The organism is Nicoliella sp. ESL1113 (assembly GCF_058509245.1).
Genome location: NZ_CP196388.1, coordinates 169,924 through 191,882 on the forward strand (window position 1 = coordinate 169,924; position 21,959 = coordinate 191,882).

Genomic DNA, 21,959 nt, shown 5'->3' on the forward strand with positions numbered 1-21,959 from the left:
TATGTTCTCAAGAACAACAAGTTAGCGAACCTGCTACTTTGCTACTTTTTGCAGAACAAATTTTTCATCATTTAAGACAAAGTAAAATGGATCTGATGGATCATCTGGATGGTTAGATTTTAAATCTAATAGTTTTTCACTTTTAATTTCTTCATCACTATGGTTAACGCGTAACTGCTTAATATACTCATCCACTGGAACGCTTTTAATATCGTTATGGTCATAGTAAAGGTTTCTAACCTCACTCGCATCATTATTTTCTAGCAAGTATTTGATCAAAGCAATTTGCGATAAATCAGTAACGATTGGCACAAAATTAGTATAGTATTCGGTTTCCTCATATGTATCAGTAAAGTTACGATAGGTTATCTTCAAGGCCAAGTTGTTTTCAACTAATTCTGAACTCTTAATTGTATAGGCATTGCTTACAAAAGCCTGTTGGAGTGCATACTTATTAACTAGGGAGCTAGCATCAAAGTCATATGGCTTCGCTAGCGAAATCCCATAATAATCTGGTTGGGTATTATGATAATTATATACATCATACGGACCGATAAATAGATAGATAACCTCTGTCAGATCCATATCGATTTTTTTAGCATTTAATTCAGATTGTAGCTGCTTTAAGTTCCCAACATGGTTACTTGAAGAATGGTCACTAAAGGATAATTGGTAAATGTTTCCATCTGACATTTTGATCACAAAATAACAACTATTCGTGCTTTCTGACTTTTTAGAATTAATAATCTTTTCAATCTTGATCTCTTTACCTAACATTACTGATATTACTTTTTCCATATCTGTCATAAAATGAAATCTCCTTAAATAAAATTTATCAAGTAACAAAAATGATTCAATGTTACCGAACTAATTTGATGAAACTTAATCAAAGTATATTACTTTAAAAACTAGCAATCAATAACTTTTTGTTGCTATTCATTGAAGTATCTGAACTAGCTTTTTCTCAAATAATGGTGCTAATAAGTGGTTGCCCTTAATCGTCGGATGCAAAAAATCATCATTTAGATAATTATTTTGTAAGTTGTTCATCTTCAGATTCAAGTCCTTGTCATTATACAAGTCTAAAATTGTGAACTTCCACTTCTTCTGTAATTCATAAAGCGAATTAACTAGTTGTGCATACTCAGGATGCTTTTCGTTAACACAAGTATAAACTAAAACTGGACAGTCCCAGTAATCGTTAACGTATCTCAAAATAAATTCGATTGCCCCAATCGTAGTATCAGTATCAAATGCACTGTAGTCATAAGTCAATGCAGTTTGCCCCAGCGGCTTATTTGAAGATTCATCATTAGTTGACAACTGCAAGACAAAGGCATCTAACGAATCGTTTATTGAAATATTATTCACTAACCGTTTATGATAAGTCAGATTGGATGAACCAGCTAGTGTAGTTCCAGAAATAGCCTCTTTAACTGGAACGATGCCATCATTACTAGCTAAAATATCAACAAATGAAATGTGATGGGACTTAAAGCCCTTCGTCACCGATGACCCAAGAAAGGCAATCCGCTTCCCCTTTAAGACTCCAGCACCCTGGGATTTACTAAATTGCATATAATCGGGATCATCTAAAATGTGCTTGCGAGTAAATGGATTACTAGTAATTTCATCACTGATCAAATTCATCATTCCACTTAATTTTACGTTCAAAGCTAATCACTTCCTAATTGTTACTGATTATACACTTTGCAAAATAAAATATATAAAAAACAGTCTTATATTAAAATAATAATAAAAATTAAAAACGTTTAACAGTGGTTTCCCAATATAATATATAATAAAAACATATTTATGAATTAGCAATGGGAGGAATTTGCATGAAAGACGTGCTCAAAATATTAAAAGAAGCTACTGATGCCATTCACTATTTAGGAACAGCTGAAGGTAAAAAGTTCACAGATGACTTAAACATAAAATACTTCGCTGTGTTGAACCATCGCATCGCTAAATTAAGTGATGAAATTGAACTTTCAAAGGTTAATATTGCGAATGATTTTGCTAAAAGAGCACAAATCGTAGATGAACAACCCTTAACTTCGAATCAGGTTAAAATGATGTTAGCGCTTGAAGAAAAGGTAAAGGTCAAGCAGCACTCTTACAGTAATTACGATTTCAAGGAAATTACGCTTGATTTAATGATTCACTTGCAAAATAACATCGACACCTTTAAAAAAATCGTTCAATATGAAAAAGAAAATGGCCTCTCTGAGTACTTTCCCACCCATAATAAAAAAATGATCATCGAATTAAAGAAGCTATACAAGATATTATCTAAACACCAAAAAGACTATTACTATTATAGCGATGCTTTTAATGAAAACATTAGTTTCATTAAAAAGACCGACTTACCCGTTGACCTATAAATTAAAAAAGAAGTCACCATCAACGATGGGACTTCTTTATTTATTATTAATTCTTTTTATGATTGGGGGATGGGGAACCTTTTTTGCCATTCATATGATTCACAGACCCATTTGTTGACTGGACATTGGCTTTCAATTCATTGATCTTATGAACTAAAAGACCAATTTGATTTTCCTTTTTAACTAGCATGTAAATTAGTGAATCTTGTGACAAGTTCACCTTATCTTTAATCAGCACATCGCGCATTTGATTAACCTCTTCTTCACGTTCTGCTTCAATCGATTCGTGAAAATTATCATCATAGTCTTTTTCTACTTGGTACTGCGTAATGTAGCATTCAACATCATAAGCGCTAATCAACTTATACTTATGTTTAAATTTATCATTATCATTTGCAATGCTAACTGATTCGATCTCATCAGTTGGTTTCCCAACGATCTTTTTAATCAAGTTATACTTGCTAGATTGAGACTTCAATGAAACTTTAATGTCATTATTAATGGCGGCTCTAACAGTAGCATCCACCGTAAAGTAAATTTCCTTGTGATTGGAATTAGAACTAGTGGCGACCACCACTCCATACTTCCGATCTTTAACCCAATTATATTCTACCATTTTACATTCAGCTCCTTTAAGTCCTTTTGTAACAGGCGATTCCATCGTTACTGTAAATATTAGAGAATAAATCGAAAAATATCTCGATGAATGATAACATTATTAATGTTATCCTAAATAAGGTTAATAGTCACTAAATAATAATTGCTAATTTTTCAAGGGAGCTGACTGTGTAATGATTAAAAAAATTCATAAATTATTGTATCCAGTAATCCACTTATTTAGAAAAATGGGGTTATTAAATACCATTGCTTTCATTAATGGCTTGTTCGTCTCAGCAGTGCTTTACTTGCTGTTGAGCCTATACGCTTTAAAGCATTGGCCATTGCCAACGTGGTACGTTTGGACATTCTACGGCGTATGGATGCTAAGTTGTGTTGTTTCGACCTATGATATAGCATGTAAAAAGTTCCTAGATGATTAGTTTTTAGTAGTATTAACTCAAAAAAGACATCAATTGATCCTAAAATGGATGGTTGATGTCTTTTTGATGTATTGTGGTAGAAATGAGATTATTGACACCAATTTATAAATTAAATTGATAGTTGAAATTTGATTTATTTATTCTTTGCTCAGTCCATTGTTACTTATTGATTTATCAAACGAAACGCGATTCCAATAATAACAAAATTTAGTTGTCCAAGAATTTAACCCTATAAAATCAGAAGTCGTCTGATGTTATTTCAATACTGCTCCTATGATAATAATATAGACCATTTTTATGGCATGTCCTTTAGCGCGTACCATAATGAATGAACTCTAATTCACTATAATTATAAATCTTAATGTACCATTTGAAATTATATAAATACTTAACTTAATTTTATAAAATATTTAAGCTGAATGATATAATTAAAAATAATAATAGATAGTCACAAAAATTGATACATAAACGTATATATAAATGCATAACCAGGGAGATGTTTACTATGAAAATTAAAAACAAACTTGTAAGCTTGATGACGGTGTTGATCACATTCTTTACCGTTAATACCGTCACGAAAACCGTCCACGCTGACCCCAATCCATTAGCCGGGGCTGACCCAAGGGTCGTCAACCAAATTTTGAACAATTTTAGTGTAAACATGCCGAACCGCTATTTACTTTATGATCCCAATCCATATATGGCAAATGCCAATTATAAAAAAGGCACCAAAGTGATTTATAATTTTACCAATACCAGTTTACAATTCAGCCAACTTCCGGCAAATGAAACTGATACCCAATATGGCACGAGAAAAATTAAAAATCAAGCAACCGGAACCATCGTTAAAAAAACCATGAGTGATTGGGGAATCATGTATTACCAAGTTAAATTCAACTATCCTAAAAAAACGTATTGGGTACTAGCGGCCGATTTACATCTACCAAAGAATCCCAATAAACATAACACCACCGTCACTGATGCCGAAAACCAAGACGTGGGGCTCAACTATGTTAACTACATTCGTGATCAACATGGGTTACAACCCTTAACATGGAACGACCATCTCTATACCTTAGCCCTGGAACGAAATCAACAACTGATCAAAACTAAATCAATATCACATTATGCTGCTGATGGTAGTCTTCAAGTTGACGATTTAATTAAACAACATGGCTGGGATGACGATGGTGTTGGTGAAAATATTCAAAACACATATTCATCAGATACACCAACTGATACCATGATCAACATGGTCAACGAATTCACGTACAACGATGCCGTTGGTGAAAAATGGGCCCACCGTAGAAACATCTTAAGTACAATCGCTACCCAAATGGCCATGGCAACCACTTATAACGACGGAAAGTATTACCAAACCATGTTATTCGAAGAATAGTAACAAACAAAAGCATTGATTATTCTTTGCTTTTCATACATATATATTTTAATCGAAATGATGAATAAGCATTATGATACCAAAAAATCCTTAATCAATGCGATGAAAACATGGATTAAGGATTACAATAATAATAGATTAAAAGAAAAACTAGGATACCAGTTACCAAATCAATATTTGGGATTGATATCCTAGCAAAAGTATTAGTCTAACCGATTGGGGTCAGATCATTCGCTTTTTATTTTTTATAAAATTTACATTAATATAAATGAATACTATTTATCCAATTGTGAAATTCCGTCTCCTAAAGCGCTGAATAATTGTCTAATGTTTGACCATTGATTCACAACATCAGGATCTTCATTAGTTTGAGATCCATCAGAGCCTTGGCTGACCTTTTGGCTTCCAGATACAAATGTAGCTTTAATAGTAGTCAGCTTATCAAAATCAGAGTGTGATAATTTACTCTTCAAACGATTGGCAAATCTTAGATAAATTGAATTAGCAACATTTTCTATAGCTTTCATGTTACTAGAGGACATCATAACATCATCATTTGAACTAACTAAATCACTTGCATCCACATTAGTACCCATATCAGTAGCAATATTATTTAATGATGATCCAATGCCGCTATAAGATAATGAATATCTAGGGGAAGCAACAACATAATTATCATTATTAGATCCTGGAATAATATCGCTACTAAATTCAGAACCAACTTGATTATTATAAAATTTAATATCATCATTTAGCTGATTAGCAGTAACATTAACCTTTTGCTGATTAGCTTTAGATTTAAAAATAGTCTTGGTATTTTTAGTCTTTTTCTTACTTTTTTTAATATTTTTCTTCAATACCTTAACATGAATATTTTTAGCATTTGTAACAGCTGAATGAGATACCAAAACTGGTGCAACTAGAATCAATGCTAAAAATAAAGTTAAAAGTTTTTTTGAATTAATCATTATGTAATCTCCTTATAAAAAAATATTATACGTCAAGCAAAAATATTATACATTAAGGAAATATAAAAATCAATATTTAATTCTGCTCCTATGATTAAATTTTGGACAAAATTTTTAATCCGATATAATTATTATTAAAAGGAGCTTTTTATTATGCCAAAATCATATTCAAAAGAATTCAGAGATTCAATTATTTCACTATCAAAGCAAGGCCACAGTATTAAATCATTAGCTAAAGAATACGATGTTTCAGCTAACACGATCAGTCGTTGGTTGAAACAGAGTTCCACTATTAATGTTGATGACAAACAAATTTCTTATGAAAAGTATGTTCAAATGGAAAAGAAATTAGCTCAAGCTCAGGAGGAATTAGAAATTTTAAAACGAGCTGCGGTGTTACTTGGGAAGCGTTAACAATCAAGAAAGCCTTAGGCTTTATCAAGGATAGTTTAGAACATGGACACCGCTTAGCTACCACTCTAAGGGCTTTTAAAATGCCTAAGAGCACCTACTACTATTGGGTAAATCATGAACCAACCGCTAGATATAATCAAAATGTTATTTTGAAACGGGCAATTTTGGTGGCATGGAAAAAGAGTCGATACGTTTATGGATACCCAATAATTCACCAAGTCCTTTTGAACAAAGGAATCAAAGTAAGATCTATAGATATTTGGAAGCTAATGCATTCAATGAATGTTCATTCAGTTCTGAATAAAAAGTATCTTAAGCCAACCACGCATAACGATTATGAACAAAGATCCAATTTAGTTAAGAAAGATTGGTGCACCGCATGGTGTGCAGATATAACTTATATTCCATTAACTAATCATAAATGGGTATATTTAGCTAGTGTCTATAATCCCAATAACCATCAGGTCTTATCCCATCAAGTGGGCAATGAAATGACTGCTGATTTAGTGACTAAAACGATGCAAAAAGCAGTTAAGAACGCTGACAAACTCGTTTTCTTACACAGTGATATGGGTAGTCATTACACTAGTGATCAATTCGAAAAATTATTAAATAAGTTGAATATTAAGCATTCTTACTCACTGAAGGGGCATCCTTACGATAATACCTATATTGAGAATTTTCATTCAATGCTGAAACGGGAACTTGTTTTTCAAACAAAGTTTGAAAGCATCGAGGAAGTAATCGCCCGTATTGATTGATATGTAAGATGGTACAACAATGAAAGAATTAGCTTGGTAAAAACTACATAAAATTGGTCCAAGTTATTGACATAGGAGCACACTAAAATTAAATACTAGTCATCCACTAACAAAAACACCATCAAGTCCATTGAACTTGGTGGTGTTTTAATTTATTTTATATAATTATACTTACTAAATGCATTTTGCTACATTTTAATCATTAGGATTAGTTGCACTCCATGTCATTGAATCTTTATTAAGATAAAGAGTTCCATTTGGATTACTCTGCTTTACTAGAGGAGCAGCAGCTTTGTAAACATTATACATTTTATTAAAGTATTCAGCTGTTCCCGCTCCTCCTGTATATGAAGGATTTTGAATATCATTACCTAAAGCATCAATGTAAGCATATTTATATGCGGGATTATTATAATAACGAACACTTAATTGTGATCCACCTTCATCATTTGGACCTTGCGCTTGCCAAACTTCACCACCATTATTATAATAATAGTTTTCAATAATACTTCTATTCTTTACAAACCATTCTCCAAATGATGAATATTTTGATTGTTTATCAGTACCATCAGAGTTTAGTTTTTCTTTCTTACTTTTAGCTTTTTTCGCTTTCTTTACTTTTTTAGTAGATTTATGTTTCTTAGTAGCCGCACTAGCTTGTTGGTAACTTTGTAAGGTTGTAACACCAGTACCTGCTAATAATGCACTTAATGAAAGTACTGTTAAGAATTTCTTAGCCTTCATAATTATCATCTCCGTATAATTTTGTATGTATTACATGAAACATGATAACATTTATTGTTTATCATATCTAGTTTCATGTAAGTTAAAGTATCTTAAAAATTTATGGGCAATTAATTTAATTTAATAATATATTTAAATGTTTTCGTAATGAAGATTCGTTACGTTTTTTTGATCAGTAGAACTTGTAGTAGGTCTTAGTACCGAAGTCTAGTTTGTTACTATCTGAACGTTGGTCAACGTAAACGATATTGTGAATATTTTTGAACTTGTTTTGAATTTCATTTTTGGAATTAGATGGTTTAATTGTTGCGGTGTTGTAGCCCTTAGCGGTGTATGACTTAGGGTTTAGTCCATGAGTACGATACTTAGCGACCCAATTGGCAGGACGGGTTTTAGTGAAAATCTTGTCAATGTTAATGTGATAGTAATCACGGTATAATTTCTTGATATTGATATATTTTATATCATGACCATATTTACCACCGATTTTATTTAAATCGTTGTCGAATAGGAGGTTTAATTCGGGGTGGATATCGGTAATGGATTTTCCAACTTTAGCAGCATATTTTGTCCAACTTTTTGGTGGTAATTGACTAGATGAAATCTGTCCATTTCTTTGCATTTCTATTTTAATACCGTCGATGTATCCTTTGGATGTGAATCCACGTTGATATTTAAGCGTGTTTTGATTAAGATATTGGGGTTTAGTTTTCCAAATAGGCATTTGGCTAAGAGGTGCGTTAGGATTGGCTAAGTTACCAGTAGGGTTATCATCTTGTGTCCATTTAGGTGTTTTAAGATTTGGGCTACCTAAGTAGTCAGCATGTGCAACGTTAGCAACATTGTTACCACTAAAGTTACTAAAGTTAGCAACAGTGACGAGACTGGCCGTCGCAACGGCCATTAGGACAGATTTCTTGAGAAAGTTTTTGATCGGGTTCATACTTTAACACTCCTTTATTATGTGGTGCTCTAACGGATATCCGTTAGGTTTTTTGATTAGAAATCGTTTTTATTGCTTGTTTGGTCTTGATTGGATAAGAGAACACCATGAGCACGATCAAGCATAGTTTTTGCGTATTTAGCATTGTTCATTGCTGTAGTGTAAGTGAATGGCTTGTAACCTTTGACCATATATTTACTTGGGTTGATACCATTGGCGTATTTCTTAGTGTAGTTCTTGACGGGTGACTTGGTAAGTAGTTTTTCAATTTTAATGTGGTAAACTTGACGGTAAAATTTCTTAATGTTGATAAATTTGTTGTTGTATTTGTAATTACCCGTTTGATTTTCATAAGTCCAGATTACATTATTGGTGATTAAAGCAATTACTTGGTGTTTATTCCACCCGGATGTGGTTTGAGTCCATGTTTTAGGAATTATGTGTTTAGTGTCTCCACCAAAAGTCATGGTTCCATCGTTGTTTAAGTCAACGGCAATACCTTCGAGGTATACTCTTTTTACTGTGGCACGACGGTATTTTCCGTCGATACTTTGAAAGTGAGACCCAGTTTTGTAAACTGGCATAGTTGTGACGGATGCATTTGGATTAACAAGTGTTTCTTGAGCTGATTTATCAACACCTTTGTTGCTACCATTTTGATTAGGATCGTTAGGGTTATATGCAGCAAGTGCTACATTCGCCACGTTATTTACGTTAGCAACACCAGCAACAGTGACGAGACTGGCCGTTGCAACGGCCATTAATACAGTTTTATTGAGAAAATTTTTGATCGAGTTCATACTTTAACACTCCTTTAGTATGTAGTGCCCTAACGGATATCCGTTAGGGTTTTTTTTAGTATTTAGTAGCGGTACTAAAATCATTCTTTGGTGACCATCGTCTTTGGTCTTTGTATGAAATGTTGTGTAAACTGTTAATTTTGTTTACAACTTGTTGTTTAGACCATCCTTCATGATCAAGACTACTTGCTGAGTATCCTTTAACCATGTATGATTTAGGACTAACGCCATGAGTGCGATACTTAGATTCCCAATTCTTTGGGCGGGTGTAAGTTAATAGTTTGTCAATATTAACATGGTAGTAGTCTTTGTATAATTTCTTAATGTTGTTGAATTGTTTTTTTGGATTATCGGTATATTTTGTAGGATATCTTGTGAAATCACCGTTGGTTACAAGGGCTAGTTCTGGGTGTGTGTATTTGAATCCACCTGATTTATAATTATATTTAAGCCAACTTGATGGAAATGATTGTTGTAGTGTTAATCTTCCGGTTGTTTCTAGTCGAACTTTTAATCCATCTAAATAGAAATATTTGAATCCATTTCTAGCATATTTTTGATTTACACTACCAGGTGTCATATATTCAGGCTTTAATACAGCAATATTATTTCCGGTTTTGTCTTTACTTGCGATATTTGTGTATTGGTTTCCATATTTACCATTCGGATTAGTCCATGCATCATACTTAGCTGCATTCGCCACGTTATTTAAGTTAACAAAGTTAGCAACAGTGACGAGACTGGCCGTTGCAACGGCCATTAAGACAGTTTTCTTGAGAAAGTTTTTGATCGAGTTCATATTTGAACACTCCTTTAATATGTAGTACCGTTACAAATATTTGTAACGGGTTTTTTGTTTGATTAGTTGACGCTGTGGTATTCACTTTGATTCTGCTTTTTAACTTCTTGGTATGTTAATGCGCGACGATAAAATGTTTTGTTGCTAAAATCGTTATATTTTGAATTACCACGTTGGTCTTTTAGATAAACGTTGTGGACCTTGTGGTCGAATAGACTTTGAACGTAACCTTTTTGGGTTAAGGCTTTGACACGAACTTGGCGAATGACATCTGCGTTGTAGCCTTTAACCATGTATTTACTAGGATTCATACCTTTTTTGAAATACTTGTATTGATTTTTAGGCTTATTAACGGTTAGTAATTTGTTTAAGTTAACGTGGTATACTTGTTTGTACATAGATTCTACATTAACTAGCATCCCACCAGAGGAATATGCATTACGATATTTAGTTGGGACTGCATATGAAATTCCATCTCTTAGCATGTTGAATTCCGGATGATTTTTCCAGAATGATGGTTTTTCCATTGCCTTCATCCATTTTGAATTAGGATAAGGACTTAAGCTACCATCACTATCAAGGCTTACCGGAACGCCTTCAAAGTATAGTTTTTTATTGCTTTGTCTATAGTATGCGTTATTATTAATAGGATTTTTTACTTTGTAAATGGGCATGGTAGTAGGGGATGCATTTTTGTTAATCCATGTGGAAAAACCAGATGTGTTTTCGTTGGTCCAGTCAGTAGTTAATGGATTTTCGGTCACTTTTGCATTAGCAACGTTATTTCCGCTAACACCAGCAACAGTGACGAGACTGGCCGTAGCAACGGCCATTAGGACAGTTTTCTTGAGATATTTATTCATAATTATATGTACCAACTTTCTTCTTAATAATTTCTTAATTATAATTTTACCATATGTCTAATATATACCCAAATTAGATGTGATCATGTGATAATATCTAAAACGTTTTTATATCGCATCATTTTTTAGTGTGCATTTATTTTAGTACATTATAAATACTGAACTTAATTCGGTGTTTTATTTGTTAATACATTTGATTTAATGCTCATCTGGGACCCGCTTAACCCCTGGACCCCCCTTACCTACGGGAAAAGCTCTGCTTCCCCCTTCGGTCAGTGTACCAGGGGCGCCCCAGATTGCTCCTTAAAATAGTCTATATTATTGATAAGACGCTATCGAGTATATCAAGATCGTTAAAATAGTTTTATGCAATTTTTTTGACAGCTAATATGTCTTATAGTATATTTAAAAATAAATAGTAGTATTAGTAGCACTTTATAGCTACTCGTAGCTCCGCTGCGTGAGAGGTCAAAGCAGCCTAACCATAAAATGTTTCGTGAATGGATTTAATCCATTCCGTAAGTGGTGGACTTATCGACGACAAATACACCACCATAAAATAAACTCTGTCGAGGCATTGCCAAACAAGTTCTGAACGCTCGAACTTGGGAACTGATGAGGGTAGAATACGCAGTTCTATGGATTGAAATTAATTCGTATTGGCTGGTGAGTCTGAAGACCAGGTGAGGCTGGCAGACTTGTGAGCAACAAGCGTTTGCTTGTTCAGAGGACGTTCTTCCTAATATTAGGGAGCAATATCGCAAAAAATCACTATAATACATAATACAAATGATAATATTGTAAAAAGTGGACGGGAGACAGTGCTTTCCGTCCTAAGATTCGTAACAAAAGAGCTCGAATAATACATGGCGTGCCGCCATTAGTATGATTGTGTAAATGATGCACTAATGTTCATTTTTAACTTGTTAATATTCACTAGCAATTTTAAATGGATTTAGTGCGCAATAATAAACTAAAGTACGTTAACTCCCCTAGTATTAGGGGTAAATGTCGCAAAAATATGATAATAAAAACTACAAATAATAACATCATAAAAGAACATCGGGAAGCAGAGTTTCCTGTTTTAAAATGCGTAATAATGACATCATTCAAAGATTTCATCCAATGTCAGGGCGTACCGCCCTTCGTATGATTATGTAGATAGCTATTGGTGGTTTCCAATTTTAATGTAATAGTAGTGCCATAAGCATCTACCATGTTAATTAACCCTCCCATAAATAAAGGACCGCAGCTGTGGTCCTTTATTTAGTTTTACCATCCAAAGGAGCTGATGTATATGTTCAAAAATCATAACCAGTTTAATCTAATGCTAGATGAACAGCTGCGCTTCCAACTCCCACTAGCCAAGCTAGCCAGCTTCCATTTAGCTCCTGAGCAACAGCGCTCAGTGTGCTTTATCCTAGGTGATCAACACTGCCAAGTCCCCATCAACAAAGAGGGGGTGGGACGATTAGCTAAAAAGGATGCCATTAAGGAGCAACTCGGTCCTTATAATGCCCTCCTGCTCACGGTCCATCAAGGGACGCTAGTGGTCAAGAACAGTGAGCAGTTGCTGCAACAAGATATCAAGCATTTGGCTAGCCAGTACGGAGCCCATTGCCTCCGCAGCAACTATTTAGCCACCACCGCTCAAATTGCCTGGGCCTTCATGCAAAAGGCTGATATGAACGTTCAAAAGCTCAATCAACTCATGTATCTAACATATGCCTATCACCTGATCAAGTACCATGGGGAGCGCCCCACCCTGCCGCAGCGCCATTCGCAACTATTCAATGCCCAGTTCGTTGCTACGGTGAATGGGCCCCGCTGTACGGCTTATGATTTCACTGGGATTGAACGCGCCGGCATATCGCAGCTCGATCCTGAGTATCCTAACGTTGCCCTCTGTTTTGAAGCTGCCATGGCAGTGGATTATGTATGGCAAATCTATGGAGCGTTCAATGCCTATCAATTAGCAATCATCATTGAGCGTGATGGAGTCTGTAACTTCGCGTTCAATGATTCTACGGCCCCAGCGACCAAACAGGGGATTCATATCACTGATATCAACATCCATGGTCACTACCAAGCGGCCCCCTTCTTTGATCAAGATACGATTCCCCCTAAGGAACCGCCATTGGATGATTCCATAATTGACATCTTTGAATAAATATTAATCGCAAACAGCACACCATTAAACGGTGTGCTGTTTTGCATTCTCAGGAGGTTTTACCATGCATCCACCATGACGTCACTACAAACATTCTATTTATCATTCGCTAACCAGAAAGGAGTCCTAAGTATGGACATTATTAATTCACTTAAAATTGCTAAGGCATTATTTAGCACTAACGACCCTCAGTACTTCAAGGAAGTCATCTCACATATCTACACCATGGCTAGTAAGCGCTATGATGCTAACTATGGTAAGGAGCTTGATCACATTGAGCGCGACATGTTGCCTGCGGAACACCCTAAAGCCCTCGCTAACATCTATCGATCCATGTGTGTGGCAGAGCATAAGTATCCCTCTGATAAGGGCTTTGCCGGGAAGAACATGTTCCTATACGCTATCTATTCGGTCATCCACAAACAGCTCAACCCCAAAGATGTTGCCCACAAGTTCCGAGGGGCTAATTTCAAGGTTGCGGTGTTAGGTGCTAATCAAGCCATCCTATGGCTACGTAGTTAAGGAGGCCCCCCATGTATGTTCAAATCAATCCCCCATAACCACAGGCGGGCACTAAATGATGTTATCCAATCTAAAACTAAAGGAGACGGTTAAATGACAATGAAGGAAGATACTAAACAACTACGCTTGATCAATAAACTGATGGCAGCTAAGAACTTGAACCTGGCCCGCTCAGAGATTGAGCTGACCCGCAAGATTACTGAGCTATCCAAGGAGTTGGCCAAGTTAAGGTCAATCAAAGATGACTACGTTAAGACGATGAGCGAGACGATCAACAACCTCAGTGAAAATCATCTCTACTATGTTAATGATCAACAACAGAAGCTGGATGCCAGCCAACGGTTGGCCGATCATGAATCAACTCCGGAGCAAAAACGGGGCATGAACTACCGAGGCTACGCTGGGGGCGCCTTGATCAAATACCTCGCGCACCAACAGCAAACCTCCGATCATAAATAGTCAGTAATGCTCAGTAGCAACGCCCGGTGGCAACCAGGAGGGTTCGACTCGCTCCGTTGTTATTGATGGTGCGTGCCACCATCAAGCGTTCAAGGGACGTAGTTAATCACTACGCCCCTTTTTTGATGCCTACACTAATGATTTCCAGAAAGGACTTGAGATTATGACATTTCTAAATTCCAATCGCTTCGCCGCTTTAAATCAATTTTTAACCACTGTTTCTGAGTGCGATCAACAGTATCATATTAAATCCATCCTCTTCTGTAATAACGCTGCTTCGACCTCATCGACCTACCTGATCGTGGCTGATGGGATGGGGCGCGTCTACTCACTGGGCTTCAGTGATCACTCGGCGTTCAGACATCGGATCCCAATTGACCCCGCAGTGCCAGTGGCTGCCATGGTGGCAGAAGTCCAAGCTAATGCACCCCTCAATTGTAAAATTAACTTCAGTAGTGATGTTGCGTTCTTCGGGATCCATGAGGCCAAGCCTTACAAGTATGCAGATGTTCAATCACTGAAAAATAAGTGTGCCATTGAACGGAGCTTTTCATCAGATGTCTGCTACATCAAGCGTGTTGACCTAAGACACCACGGCAAGACGCTCGTCGTAACGTATACTTCATACCACAATCCCAACGTGGATAAAGAAGAAGTCACCTATGTCAACTTTATCCCACACACTAACTTTGCTGATTTTAGACTAATCAAGTTCTTGACCAGCCGCTATTCAACAGCCAAGGCAAAGCTCTTGTTCTACAACAACCATGATGCCCAGATGGATAAGTACCTGCGTGCCCAAAACAACTTCAAAATGGATGCAAAACGCCCCAATAGCTGGATCTACGGGCAGAAAGGAAGTCCTGAATATGTCTAATCAGAGCGTAACCACTTATCGAGCGGTGCTTGATTTCTTCTCAGTTAAACTAAACCAACGCTCAGCCGCCATGGCTAAAGCGCTGACCTACATGGCCTATACTGATTACCCTGGCCCAGAGCAGTTGTTCCTAGGCCAATATCGAGCTAATCGCTGGCCGTTGCAGTATCACATCGGACCTCGTGACCAACCACCAGGCCCGCTAGTTCTAACCCCGCAGACGATCGCATTCTTAGAGCAGGTCTGGAAGATGTATGGATACATGAATCAATTTGAGCTCCACCTCATCTGTCTCATCAATACCCATGATCACCACCAGCACCTCGTGATCAGTAACCATGACGCAAACTAATTGTGCCCATGCCCATCCTTGATTGGATGGGTTTTTTTATCGGGCGCACAATAATCGCAGGAGAGTAAAAAGATAGTAACGCTCGATTGGGCTATTAAAAATGGATATAAATTAGGTAGATAAGGAGCACCAAATAATGAAAACACATAAAATATTAACCATCCTCAATACATAGTGAACCGTGGCCACATCATTGCATACTCACTATCGAAGGGAATCAGTATCACTGGTAAGTACAACCCATCAGATCAGTCGGGTGATCAAAACAACCCTAAGAACCTATTTACCCAGACCGCTTATAGTAATCAACGAGTTCAAACCCGTTTTGAAACTGTCGTTAGAAATGCTTTAAAGCGTAGCGAAAAGGTCATTTACCAGGTAAAGCCAATCTTCAAGGGGAATGATTTAATGGCTCGAGGAGTTCAAATGCAAGCAGTTTCCACTGACGGTAAATTGAATTTCAACGTTTACCTATTCAACGTCCAACCAGGCATAGAATTCAACTATGCAACTGGTCGCTCAAAGACCAACCTGCAAATGTACATTACACAACCATATGCAAGATAAATAAATAAAGACCAGTAGCATTAAAATATGCTTATGGTCTTTATTATTTACTTTGTAGATTTGGAATTAAAATTATTCTTATCGCTAAATTGGCGTTGGTCAGTATACTCAATTCCAGTTAATTTATCAATTGTTTTCTTAAATTGATTAAATCGCTTATTGTTATTAGATTTATAACCGCTAGCGTCTGGGAAATATTGTTGAAAAATTTTGTAATTGGCTAGGTTAAATCCATGAAGACTTCTTGGAATCGTATATCCCTTTACCATATAAATTTTTGGATCTAAACCATTCTTATATTTAGTTTTCCAATCACTAGGTCGCGTCTTGCTAATCAGTTTATCAATGTTCACATGATAAACATCCTTATATAGTTTTTTGATATTAACATATTTAGTAGAATACTTATATTTATTATGGAATGCAAGTGTAGACATTGCATCATTATAAAGCAAATTTAATTCCGGCCTCTTTACGTAGTTTTTACCACTCAACCAGGACTTATTTTTAGTACTATCATTTTCAGATAGTGTTCCATCAGCTGTTAAAGTAGCTTTAATTCCTTCGAAATAAATATCTCTAGAATGAGATCTAATATACTGATGGCTTGTGTCATCATAATAAATTGGCATTGTGGATGCTGGAGCGTTTGGATTAAGCAACTTTCTATCAGCATTTACGTTTTTTGATCCGAAAAATGAGAGTAAAGAAATTCCAGCAGTGAACGATGTTATCAATATTTTGAAAAGTGTTTTTTTATTTAAATTCATATGTATTCCTCCGATTTAAAATATCAATAAAATCATTTTACCATAACTAATAATATTCAACATTAATTATACATCTATTAATATAAACCATTATTCAATTCATTTTACTTAATACTGTCTATATAATACAATGCTAATAAAAATAGGAGGAATAATTATGACAAAATTTAAAAGAATATCTACGTCCATTTTAGCTTTGATAATATCAACTTTATTACTTGGCGTATTTTTAAGTAATAAAAATACTTCAGTAGCAAAGGCAGATGAAAATAATAGCAGTTTAACTAATTCTGGAGGATTAGCTTCTAATAATTTCGAAGAAATAATGAAAGAAAAAAATGATCCTAATTACTTTACTCCATCAAGTCAGAAAGACTACTACAAGAGTCTTAAAACAAACTACATAAAGGTAAATAAGTTAATCGGTGCATCAACTAAATTAGGAGGAGTACCTATTTACCCAGTCAATGTAAATTATTACGTAAGGGTTAAGTCAATCAAACATTATGATGGTAAATATTGGTTACTACTGGATAATCAAGATAAATATGTAACAAACAATTACGAATATATATCAGCAAATAAAAAATATGTAAAATTTATCTCAAAAGACGTATTTAACTCTATTGCATTTGTAGGTGACCCAAGAGTTTATGAAAATGGAGCTATTTACCCTAACGTTCCCGTACCTGGAATCATTTCATATGCGACTTATATCAGAGATTATTCAGCAGGAGAAAAAGCACAGCATGCAACAGGGGGACTTAGAACTAAAAAGGCCCAAAAAGTATATAGTGATAGGAGTAAAAAGACAAGTTTACAATTGGCACATTACTTTAAAGGAAAGGAAATCCATGCAACTAAGTACTACGTAAAACGTGCTAAATACTTCAATAAATTATTCGGATTAAAGGGTAAGTATAAATTACAAAACTTTGTTAATAGATTAGTAGGATAGATTATCTATTTAAAATAATAAGGCTAACTGCAATTAATAATGCAGCTAGCCTTTTTTGATTTGCAACCATGGAGCATTCCAACCACTCATGATGATTCACCATTCATGGAACCCCTTCCGCATCCCGAAACTGCGAAGCAACGGCCGACTGCACGAGTGGTCAGACTTAAAGCAGAGAGCGGAATAGCGATAGCTATGGAGCCTGCTTTAAGCTGACCACGAGCTGATGCGAATAGTGACTCTGTCCGCTTGAGCCAATCAGTCCCGCGAGAGATCGGCTCAAAGGACTGAGGAACCGATTCGCTTCGGCCGGCGGAGCAGGGAGGGATGCGGAAGGGGTGGAATGACAAAATATATATTTATTTATATCATCAGTTTGTTTTTTATTTGATATTAATTATATTAAAATGTATCATTTTGCTCATATATCAATAACTTGGACTAATTTTATGTAGCTTTTACCAAGCTAATTCTTTCATTGTTGTACCACCTTACATACCAATCAATACTGGCGATTACTTCTTCGATACTTTCAAACTTTGTTTGAAAAACAAGTTTCCGTTCCAGCATTGAATAAAAATTCTCAATATAGGTATTATCGTAAGGGTGCCCCTTCAATGAGTGAGAATGCTTAATATTCAACTGATTTAATAATTTTTCGAACTAATCACTAGTGTACTGGCTACCCATATCGCTATGCAAGAAAATCTTATCAGCATTCTTAACTGCTGCTTGCATCGTTTTGGTCACTAATTCTGCTGTCATTTTACTTCCCACTTGATGAGCTAAAACCTGAGGGTTATTGGGGTTATAAACACTAGCTAAATAGACCCATCTATGATTAGTTAATGGAATATAAGTCATATCTGCACACCATGCGGTGTGCCAATCCTTATTAACTAAGTTGGATCTTTGTTCATAATCGTTATGCATGGTTGGTTTATGATGATTTTTTATTCAATATAAATCATGCCCATGAAAAAATAATTAAATTTATAATAATAATATCAATTGACAAACTATAAATAATTAAATAAAATAACGATAATCTATATAATAGGAGTTGTTAAAATGAAAAAAATATATTTATGTTTAACAATGTTCATTGCAATGATTATTTTTGGTGTTACCTTCTCTCCAAATAAGACTGTTCATGCAGGTACAGCAGGTTTTCCACAAATGACCACACCATCATACCCATCTGAAAAGGGATACGGATACATATACTTTAACAATACTAAATTAGGCACTCCCGCTCAGGTTATTAAACAAGTCAATGATGCTGCCCCAAGAAATGAATCTGATCAAAGTAAAAATACTGGTTTTAACGTTGATTCAGATGGTAATTACTGGTATCAAAACTATGACTCAAATGAGAATAAGAGTAAAACACTATATGCAGTTAATCAATTAGACCTTAGTAAAAATAAACCTGTAGATGATTTAAAGTCCAATCCTAATTATAAGAAAATTGAAAAAGAAGCATCACTAGTTAGAAAATATCGAAAACAATTAAAGCAGTTAAAGAAAAACAAAGCTAGTAAGAAACAAATTAAACAAGTAACCCAGCGGTTAACTAAGGCACAGAAGGCATTAGCCGATTTACAATAATTTAAAAAAATCCGGTCAAATTTTAATTTGACTGGATTTTTTGCGTTTAATTCGATTTCTTCAAGTTAGCCTCAACCTGTTTTTCATAATCAGCTTCTGGTTTCAATTCATTTGCATACCCATTAACCTCATCTTTTTGATCTTGGTTAACGTAATAATCTTGAACTAATCGATCAACTGTAACCGTCTTAGTTACCGTGTGCCCATCCGCAACAGTTTTGCCAATTACCCAATACTTATAGGTAACTAAGTTGCCGTCCCGTTTATAGTCAATGTATGACAGCGGATCCCCATTCGAAGTTATGTAACTATATCCAGCAAGGTCACCAGCTTTTGAACTATTACTAGTAACCCCATAATATAGAACGCCTTCCTTCACACCATCCTTAAATGAATCAGGTTCCCACAATAAATTAACCATGGTTCCAATTACCTTATCGCTGATATTACTGTATTTGTTATTACTAGAACTGGATGAAGCCGTGCTACTATCAGCAGAAGAAGTAACACTGCTGGTGGCCACGCTACTACTATTGCTAGCAGACGAGCTAGCGGTACTGGTAGAACTGCTAGCTGAACTGGCAGCCTTTTCCTGGCTCCCCTTATTACCACAACCAACTAATAACAATGAACTTAATAGTAAAACCGTTCCACTCATGATCAAATTTCGTTTCATATGTAATGCCCCCACTAAAATATTTAATATTTCAATAGTTATGATATTACAAAATGATACCAATATCCAAAAAAATCATTATTTTTTCAATTCTTTTATATGCTAACCATATAACGAAATAATTATAGGTGGTAATGCAGTAATAAACTTCATCCTGCAAATTAGATCATGCAGTCCTTATTTATAATTTTAATTGTTAAAAAAAACTAATAGTAATATAATAAAGTTAATTAAAATTACATAGGAAGAAGTCTTATAGTTGAATAAATTTATAATTAAAATATTAACTTTAATTACTTTAACGGCATCTGGTATAGCAATATCAGAATTTTACAATTCTAATGTTGCTAAGGCATACACTTTCAATTTGAAGTATAATGAACTTTATACCGCTGGTGAGTATGCACTTCCAATGGATGAGTTGGACCCTAGCGCTGCTCCTTATTTTAGTTTTTATGGGGGTAAAGATAATGAGTCTGATAAAGGACCTGGTTATTTACAACCTATCAATAATGATGTTTATGAACTAACAGGTTGGAACGAATATCTTTTAATAAATAAAGAACCCTACAAAGAGCTTGCACATTATGATGTTTATTCTAATGGCAATACCAGAACAATACAGGAGTATCCATCTATTCCAGAGGGTGCTATGATGAGTGGAATTGTTGATATCTTTAACTATGCACCTAAAAATAATGAAAATCCGAATTTAAAACCAGTCCAAATTGTTGAATTTTCATTTGATATTAGAAATAAATCAACAGCTAAAGAGCTGAACCAAATTCATACAGTTCGTCAGTATGTAAAAAAACTATTAGCTCTTAAAAAAGCTGGAAGATCAATATCATCGGATGGTCAACTATTAATCGATCAAATGCATGAAGCGACAGTAGCTAAACTAATTCCATCGGATGGAACCAATTACGGCAAAGTATTAACATCAATCCCTTCCTATAAGATTACACCAAAGTTATTTAAATCACATTCGAAGTCAATTAAATAGTTATCGAAATTAAATAAGCAAACGTTAGCTAAAACTGTTATCAAAAAATCCAGTCAAATTAATTTGACTGGATTTTTGATTTTTATAAGCAATTAATTTTTATTGCTAAATGAAGTACGAAAGTTTAATCGGCAATTTATTAACCTTGGTTAAATAGCCTTTATATTTGTATCGACTACCATCATTAGTCCATAATGATAAATGGTTACTACCGTGCATAATAATTTTATAACTATTTGGATAACTCTTGATATTACTATTGTACCCAGACTTTAAGTAGTAGGTGCTACTTCCGACTTTCTTATACTTAGCATTCCAAAAACCACCAGTATAAGAACTACTTTGAATAAATTTTTTATTCTTATTATAAAGATAGTATACAGGATTGATTCCATTATTTTTGGTGTTCTTCTCGGTCCAAATCACAGCTTTATAATAAGCATATCCAGATGAATGATCAGTATCTTTTTGGAGGTTTCCTACCCATTTGCCAACTACCGCATTAGGTTGGCCATTATGCCAAGTGTCTGCATTAGCAGTTAAACTATGTACCCCCTCTACAGTAGCAAATAATGCTAACGTTGAAACAGTTGTTAATATAATTGATTTAAATTTCATTTTACATCCCCCTAAGTTTATAAATAAAACTAACTTACCACATGTTGATATCCTACACGATCATTATTAAACGGTTCCGCTAAAGTAAACGGTGTTAAGGAACCAATAACCGTTAGTATTTTAATAATTTATTATATTTTTTCAACTTATTCACTACCGATCAATATAATGACAATTAAATTTTAGCACTAATTTTTACACAAAACAAAAACAAATCCAAACAGGCGTTAAAAGCCGCCAGGGCATGTTGGTTAT

At 35.0% G+C, this 21,959-nt stretch carries 26 protein-coding genes and 1 pseudogene; 13 read left to right on the forward strand and 14 right to left on the reverse strand.

Going from position 1 to position 21,959, the window contains the following annotated elements; genetic code table 11:
* Nucleotides 1-33: 33 nt before the first annotated feature.
* A complete protein-coding gene (locus ACSYTJ_RS07500) occupies nucleotides 34-807 on the reverse strand; it encodes a hypothetical protein (RefSeq protein ID WP_491717626.1) in 774 nt (257 codons plus the stop codon).
* Between the two features lie 129 nt (nucleotides 808-936).
* Nucleotides 937-1,674, reverse strand: coding sequence for an SGNH/GDSL hydrolase family protein (locus ACSYTJ_RS07505; protein WP_491720231.1), 738 nt, complete (start codon nucleotides 1,672-1,674; stop codon nucleotides 937-939).
* A 167-nt stretch (nucleotides 1,675-1,841) separates the two neighbouring features.
* Between ACSYTJ_RS07505 and ACSYTJ_RS07510 the strand changes: the two genes are divergently transcribed.
* Nucleotides 1,842-2,387 (forward strand): hypothetical protein, encoded by a 546-nt coding sequence (locus ACSYTJ_RS07510; RefSeq protein WP_491717624.1) that lies wholly within the window; start codon nucleotides 1,842-1,844, stop codon nucleotides 2,385-2,387.
* A gap of 46 nt (nucleotides 2,388-2,433) precedes the next feature.
* Here the strand turns inward: ACSYTJ_RS07510 and ACSYTJ_RS07515 are convergent, their stop codons facing one another.
* A complete protein-coding gene (locus tag ACSYTJ_RS07515; RefSeq protein WP_491717623.1) occupies nucleotides 2,434-3,003 on the reverse strand; it encodes a hypothetical protein in 570 nt (189 codons plus the stop codon).
* A gap of 929 nt (nucleotides 3,004-3,932) precedes the next feature.
* Between ACSYTJ_RS07515 and ACSYTJ_RS07520 the strand changes: the two genes are divergently transcribed.
* A complete protein-coding gene (locus ACSYTJ_RS07520; protein WP_491720232.1) occupies nucleotides 3,933-4,826 on the forward strand; it encodes a CAP domain-containing protein in 894 nt (297 codons plus the stop codon).
* 275 nt (nucleotides 4,827-5,101) lie between these two features.
* Here the strand turns inward: ACSYTJ_RS07520 and ACSYTJ_RS07525 are convergent, their stop codons facing one another.
* Entirely contained in the window at nucleotides 5,102-5,794 is a 693-nt protein-coding gene (locus tag ACSYTJ_RS07525; protein WP_491717621.1) for a hypothetical protein, read from the reverse strand.
* 153 nt (nucleotides 5,795-5,947) lie between these two features.
* Here ACSYTJ_RS07525 and ACSYTJ_RS07530 point away from each other — a divergent pair, with 153 nt between their 5' ends.
* A complete protein-coding gene (locus ACSYTJ_RS07530; protein ID WP_491720233.1) occupies nucleotides 5,948-6,208 on the forward strand; it encodes a transposase in 261 nt (86 codons plus the stop codon).
* Nucleotides 6,209-6,210: 2 nt separating this feature from the next.
* Nucleotides 6,211-6,969, forward strand: coding sequence for an IS3 family transposase (locus ACSYTJ_RS07535; RefSeq protein ID WP_491720451.1), 759 nt, complete (start codon nucleotides 6,211-6,213; stop codon nucleotides 6,967-6,969).
* 195 nt (nucleotides 6,970-7,164) lie between these two features.
* On the opposite strand, the gene ACSYTJ_RS07540 is transcribed toward ACSYTJ_RS07535, so the two are convergent.
* The 5 genes from ACSYTJ_RS07540 to ACSYTJ_RS07560 all read right to left on the reverse strand — a co-directional run bounded on the left by ACSYTJ_RS07540 (nucleotide 7,165) and on the right by ACSYTJ_RS07560 (nucleotide 11,118).
* Complete coding sequence (locus ACSYTJ_RS07540) at nucleotides 7,165-7,713, reverse strand: hypothetical protein (protein WP_491720234.1); 549 nt, start codon at nucleotides 7,711-7,713, stop codon at nucleotides 7,165-7,167.
* 172 nt (nucleotides 7,714-7,885) lie between these two features.
* Nucleotides 7,886-8,656, reverse strand: a complete 771-nt coding sequence (locus ACSYTJ_RS07545) for a hypothetical protein (RefSeq protein ID WP_491720235.1) — start codon at nucleotides 8,654-8,656, stop codon at nucleotides 7,886-7,888.
* 56 nt (nucleotides 8,657-8,712) lie between these two features.
* Nucleotides 8,713-9,456, reverse strand: coding sequence for a hypothetical protein (locus tag ACSYTJ_RS07550; RefSeq protein WP_491720236.1), 744 nt, complete (start codon nucleotides 9,454-9,456; stop codon nucleotides 8,713-8,715).
* Nucleotides 9,457-9,511: 55 nt separating this feature from the next.
* Nucleotides 9,512-10,255 (reverse strand): hypothetical protein, encoded by a 744-nt coding sequence (locus ACSYTJ_RS07555; protein ID WP_491720237.1) that lies wholly within the window; start codon nucleotides 10,253-10,255, stop codon nucleotides 9,512-9,514.
* A gap of 62 nt (nucleotides 10,256-10,317) precedes the next feature.
* The gene (locus ACSYTJ_RS07560) at nucleotides 10,318-11,118 is read right to left on the reverse strand and encodes a hypothetical protein (RefSeq protein WP_491720238.1); all 801 of its coding nucleotides are present in this window, start codon (nucleotides 11,116-11,118) and stop codon (nucleotides 10,318-10,320) included.
* Nucleotides 11,119-12,526: 1,408 nt separating this feature from the next.
* Here ACSYTJ_RS07560 and ACSYTJ_RS07565 point away from each other — a divergent pair.
* From ACSYTJ_RS07565 to ACSYTJ_RS07590, 6 genes and pseudogenes are all read left to right on the forward strand, one after another.
* Nucleotides 12,527-13,288 carry a Panacea domain-containing protein gene (locus tag ACSYTJ_RS07565; RefSeq protein ID WP_491720239.1) on the forward strand — a complete coding sequence of 254 codons (762 nt, stop codon included), beginning with the start codon at nucleotides 12,527-12,529 and terminating at the stop codon, nucleotides 13,286-13,288.
* Between the two features lie 132 nt (nucleotides 13,289-13,420).
* Nucleotides 13,421-13,810: a hypothetical protein gene (locus ACSYTJ_RS07570; protein WP_491720240.1), complete on the forward strand. Its 390-nt coding sequence runs from the start codon at nucleotides 13,421-13,423 to the stop codon at nucleotides 13,808-13,810.
* Nucleotides 13,811-13,903: 93 nt separating this feature from the next.
* Nucleotides 13,904-14,269 (forward strand): hypothetical protein, encoded by a 366-nt coding sequence (locus ACSYTJ_RS07575; protein WP_491720241.1) that lies wholly within the window; start codon nucleotides 13,904-13,906, stop codon nucleotides 14,267-14,269.
* A gap of 163 nt (nucleotides 14,270-14,432) precedes the next feature.
* Nucleotides 14,433-15,146: a hypothetical protein gene (locus ACSYTJ_RS07580; protein WP_491720242.1), complete on the forward strand. Its 714-nt coding sequence runs from the start codon at nucleotides 14,433-14,435 to the stop codon at nucleotides 15,144-15,146.
* Nucleotides 15,139-15,498 carry a hypothetical protein gene (locus tag ACSYTJ_RS07585; RefSeq protein ID WP_491720243.1) on the forward strand — a complete coding sequence of 120 codons (360 nt, stop codon included), beginning with the start codon at nucleotides 15,139-15,141 and terminating at the stop codon, nucleotides 15,496-15,498. Before ACSYTJ_RS07580 ends, ACSYTJ_RS07585 begins: the two co-directional genes overlap by 8 nt.
* 171 nt (nucleotides 15,499-15,669) lie before the next feature.
* A pseudogene (locus ACSYTJ_RS07590) lies at nucleotides 15,670-16,065 on the forward strand (DNA/RNA non-specific endonuclease); the annotation flags it as partial.
* Nucleotides 16,066-16,112: 47 nt separating this feature from the next.
* On the opposite strand, the gene ACSYTJ_RS07595 reads toward ACSYTJ_RS07590, so the two are convergent.
* Nucleotides 16,113-16,835: a hypothetical protein gene (locus tag ACSYTJ_RS07595; RefSeq protein ID WP_491720244.1), complete on the reverse strand. Its 723-nt coding sequence runs from the start codon at nucleotides 16,833-16,835 to the stop codon at nucleotides 16,113-16,115.
* A gap of 157 nt (nucleotides 16,836-16,992) precedes the next feature.
* Between ACSYTJ_RS07595 and ACSYTJ_RS07600 the strand changes: the two genes are divergently transcribed.
* Nucleotides 16,993-17,793 (forward strand): hypothetical protein, encoded by an 801-nt coding sequence (locus ACSYTJ_RS07600; RefSeq protein WP_491720245.1) that lies wholly within the window; start codon nucleotides 16,993-16,995, stop codon nucleotides 17,791-17,793.
* Between the two features lie 447 nt (nucleotides 17,794-18,240).
* Here the strand turns inward: ACSYTJ_RS07600 and ACSYTJ_RS07605 are convergent, their stop codons facing one another.
* Together ACSYTJ_RS07605 and ACSYTJ_RS07610 are read right to left on the reverse strand one after the other, a co-directional pair.
* Nucleotides 18,241-18,435, reverse strand: coding sequence for an integrase core domain-containing protein (locus ACSYTJ_RS07605; protein WP_491720246.1), 195 nt, complete (start codon nucleotides 18,433-18,435; stop codon nucleotides 18,241-18,243).
* 21 nt (nucleotides 18,436-18,456) lie between these two features.
* Nucleotides 18,457-18,726 carry a DDE-type integrase/transposase/recombinase gene (locus tag ACSYTJ_RS07610; RefSeq protein WP_491720247.1) on the reverse strand — a complete coding sequence of 90 codons (270 nt, stop codon included), beginning with the start codon at nucleotides 18,724-18,726 and terminating at the stop codon, nucleotides 18,457-18,459.
* A gap of 138 nt (nucleotides 18,727-18,864) precedes the next feature.
* Between ACSYTJ_RS07610 and ACSYTJ_RS07615 the strand changes: the two genes are divergently transcribed.
* Nucleotides 18,865-19,404 (forward strand): hypothetical protein, encoded by a 540-nt coding sequence (locus ACSYTJ_RS07615; protein ID WP_491717604.1) that lies wholly within the window; start codon nucleotides 18,865-18,867, stop codon nucleotides 19,402-19,404.
* A gap of 46 nt (nucleotides 19,405-19,450) precedes the next feature.
* Here the strand turns inward: ACSYTJ_RS07615 and ACSYTJ_RS07620 are convergent, their stop codons facing one another.
* The gene (locus ACSYTJ_RS07620) at nucleotides 19,451-20,080 is read right to left on the reverse strand and encodes an Lreu_0056 family protein (protein ID WP_491720248.1); all 630 of its coding nucleotides are present in this window, start codon (nucleotides 20,078-20,080) and stop codon (nucleotides 19,451-19,453) included.
* A 259-nt stretch (nucleotides 20,081-20,339) separates the two neighbouring features.
* Between ACSYTJ_RS07620 and ACSYTJ_RS07625 the strand changes: the two genes are divergently transcribed.
* A complete protein-coding gene (locus ACSYTJ_RS07625) occupies nucleotides 20,340-21,086 on the forward strand; it encodes a hypothetical protein (protein ID WP_491720249.1) in 747 nt (248 codons plus the stop codon).
* 105 nt (nucleotides 21,087-21,191) lie between these two features.
* Here ACSYTJ_RS07625 and ACSYTJ_RS07630 read toward each other — a convergent pair whose 3' ends face one another.
* Nucleotides 21,192-21,704, reverse strand: coding sequence for a hypothetical protein (locus ACSYTJ_RS07630; protein ID WP_491717601.1), 513 nt, complete (start codon nucleotides 21,702-21,704; stop codon nucleotides 21,192-21,194).
* Between the last annotated feature and the right edge of the window lie 255 nt (nucleotides 21,705-21,959).

What these genes read in the sequence shown, in the direction of transcription:
- ACSYTJ_RS07500 (WP_491717626.1), bottom strand. Translation starts at nt 807, where the DNA reads ATGACAGATATGGAAAAAGTAATATCAGTAATGTTAGGTAAAGAGATC.
- ACSYTJ_RS07510 (WP_491717624.1), top strand. Translation starts at nt 1,842, where the DNA reads ATGAAAGACGTGCTCAAAATATTAAAAGAAGCTACTGATGCCATTCAC.
- ACSYTJ_RS07515 (WP_491717623.1), bottom strand. Translation starts at nt 3,003, where the DNA reads ATGGTAGAATATAATTGGGTTAAAGATCGGAAGTATGGAGTGGTGGTC.
- ACSYTJ_RS07520 (WP_491720232.1), top strand. Translation starts at nt 3,933, where the DNA reads ATGAAAATTAAAAACAAACTTGTAAGCTTGATGACGGTGTTGATCACA.
- ACSYTJ_RS07525 (WP_491717621.1), bottom strand. Translation starts at nt 5,794, where the DNA reads ATGATTAATTCAAAAAAACTTTTAACTTTATTTTTAGCATTGATTCTA.
- ACSYTJ_RS07530 (WP_491720233.1), top strand. Translation starts at nt 5,948, where the DNA reads ATGCCAAAATCATATTCAAAAGAATTCAGAGATTCAATTATTTCACTA.
- ACSYTJ_RS07540 (WP_491720234.1), bottom strand. Translation starts at nt 7,713, where the DNA reads ATGAAGGCTAAGAAATTCTTAACAGTACTTTCATTAAGTGCATTATTA.
- ACSYTJ_RS07545 (WP_491720235.1), bottom strand. Translation starts at nt 8,656, where the DNA reads ATGAACCCGATCAAAAACTTTCTCAAGAAATCTGTCCTAATGGCCGTT.
- ACSYTJ_RS07550 (WP_491720236.1), bottom strand. Translation starts at nt 9,456, where the DNA reads ATGAACTCGATCAAAAATTTTCTCAATAAAACTGTATTAATGGCCGTT.
- ACSYTJ_RS07555 (WP_491720237.1), bottom strand. Translation starts at nt 10,255, where the DNA reads ATGAACTCGATCAAAAACTTTCTCAAGAAAACTGTCTTAATGGCCGTT.
- ACSYTJ_RS07560 (WP_491720238.1), bottom strand. Translation starts at nt 11,118, where the DNA reads ATGAATAAATATCTCAAGAAAACTGTCCTAATGGCCGTTGCTACGGCC.
- ACSYTJ_RS07570 (WP_491720240.1), top strand. Translation starts at nt 13,421, where the DNA reads ATGGACATTATTAATTCACTTAAAATTGCTAAGGCATTATTTAGCACT.
- ACSYTJ_RS07575 (WP_491720241.1), top strand. Translation starts at nt 13,904, where the DNA reads ATGACAATGAAGGAAGATACTAAACAACTACGCTTGATCAATAAACTG.
- ACSYTJ_RS07580 (WP_491720242.1), top strand. Translation starts at nt 14,433, where the DNA reads ATGACATTTCTAAATTCCAATCGCTTCGCCGCTTTAAATCAATTTTTA.
- ACSYTJ_RS07585 (WP_491720243.1), top strand. Translation starts at nt 15,139, where the DNA reads ATGTCTAATCAGAGCGTAACCACTTATCGAGCGGTGCTTGATTTCTTC.
- ACSYTJ_RS07595 (WP_491720244.1), bottom strand. Translation starts at nt 16,835, where the DNA reads ATGAATTTAAATAAAAAAACACTTTTCAAAATATTGATAACATCGTTC.
- ACSYTJ_RS07600 (WP_491720245.1), top strand. Translation starts at nt 16,993, where the DNA reads ATGACAAAATTTAAAAGAATATCTACGTCCATTTTAGCTTTGATAATA.
- ACSYTJ_RS07610 (WP_491720247.1), bottom strand. Translation starts at nt 18,726, where the DNA reads ATGCATAACGATTATGAACAAAGATCCAACTTAGTTAATAAGGATTGG.
- ACSYTJ_RS07615 (WP_491717604.1), top strand. Translation starts at nt 18,865, where the DNA reads ATGAAAAAAATATATTTATGTTTAACAATGTTCATTGCAATGATTATT.
- ACSYTJ_RS07620 (WP_491720248.1), bottom strand. Translation starts at nt 20,080, where the DNA reads ATGAAACGAAATTTGATCATGAGTGGAACGGTTTTACTATTAAGTTCA.
- ACSYTJ_RS07630 (WP_491717601.1), bottom strand. Translation starts at nt 21,704, where the DNA reads ATGAAATTTAAATCAATTATATTAACAACTGTTTCAACGTTAGCATTA.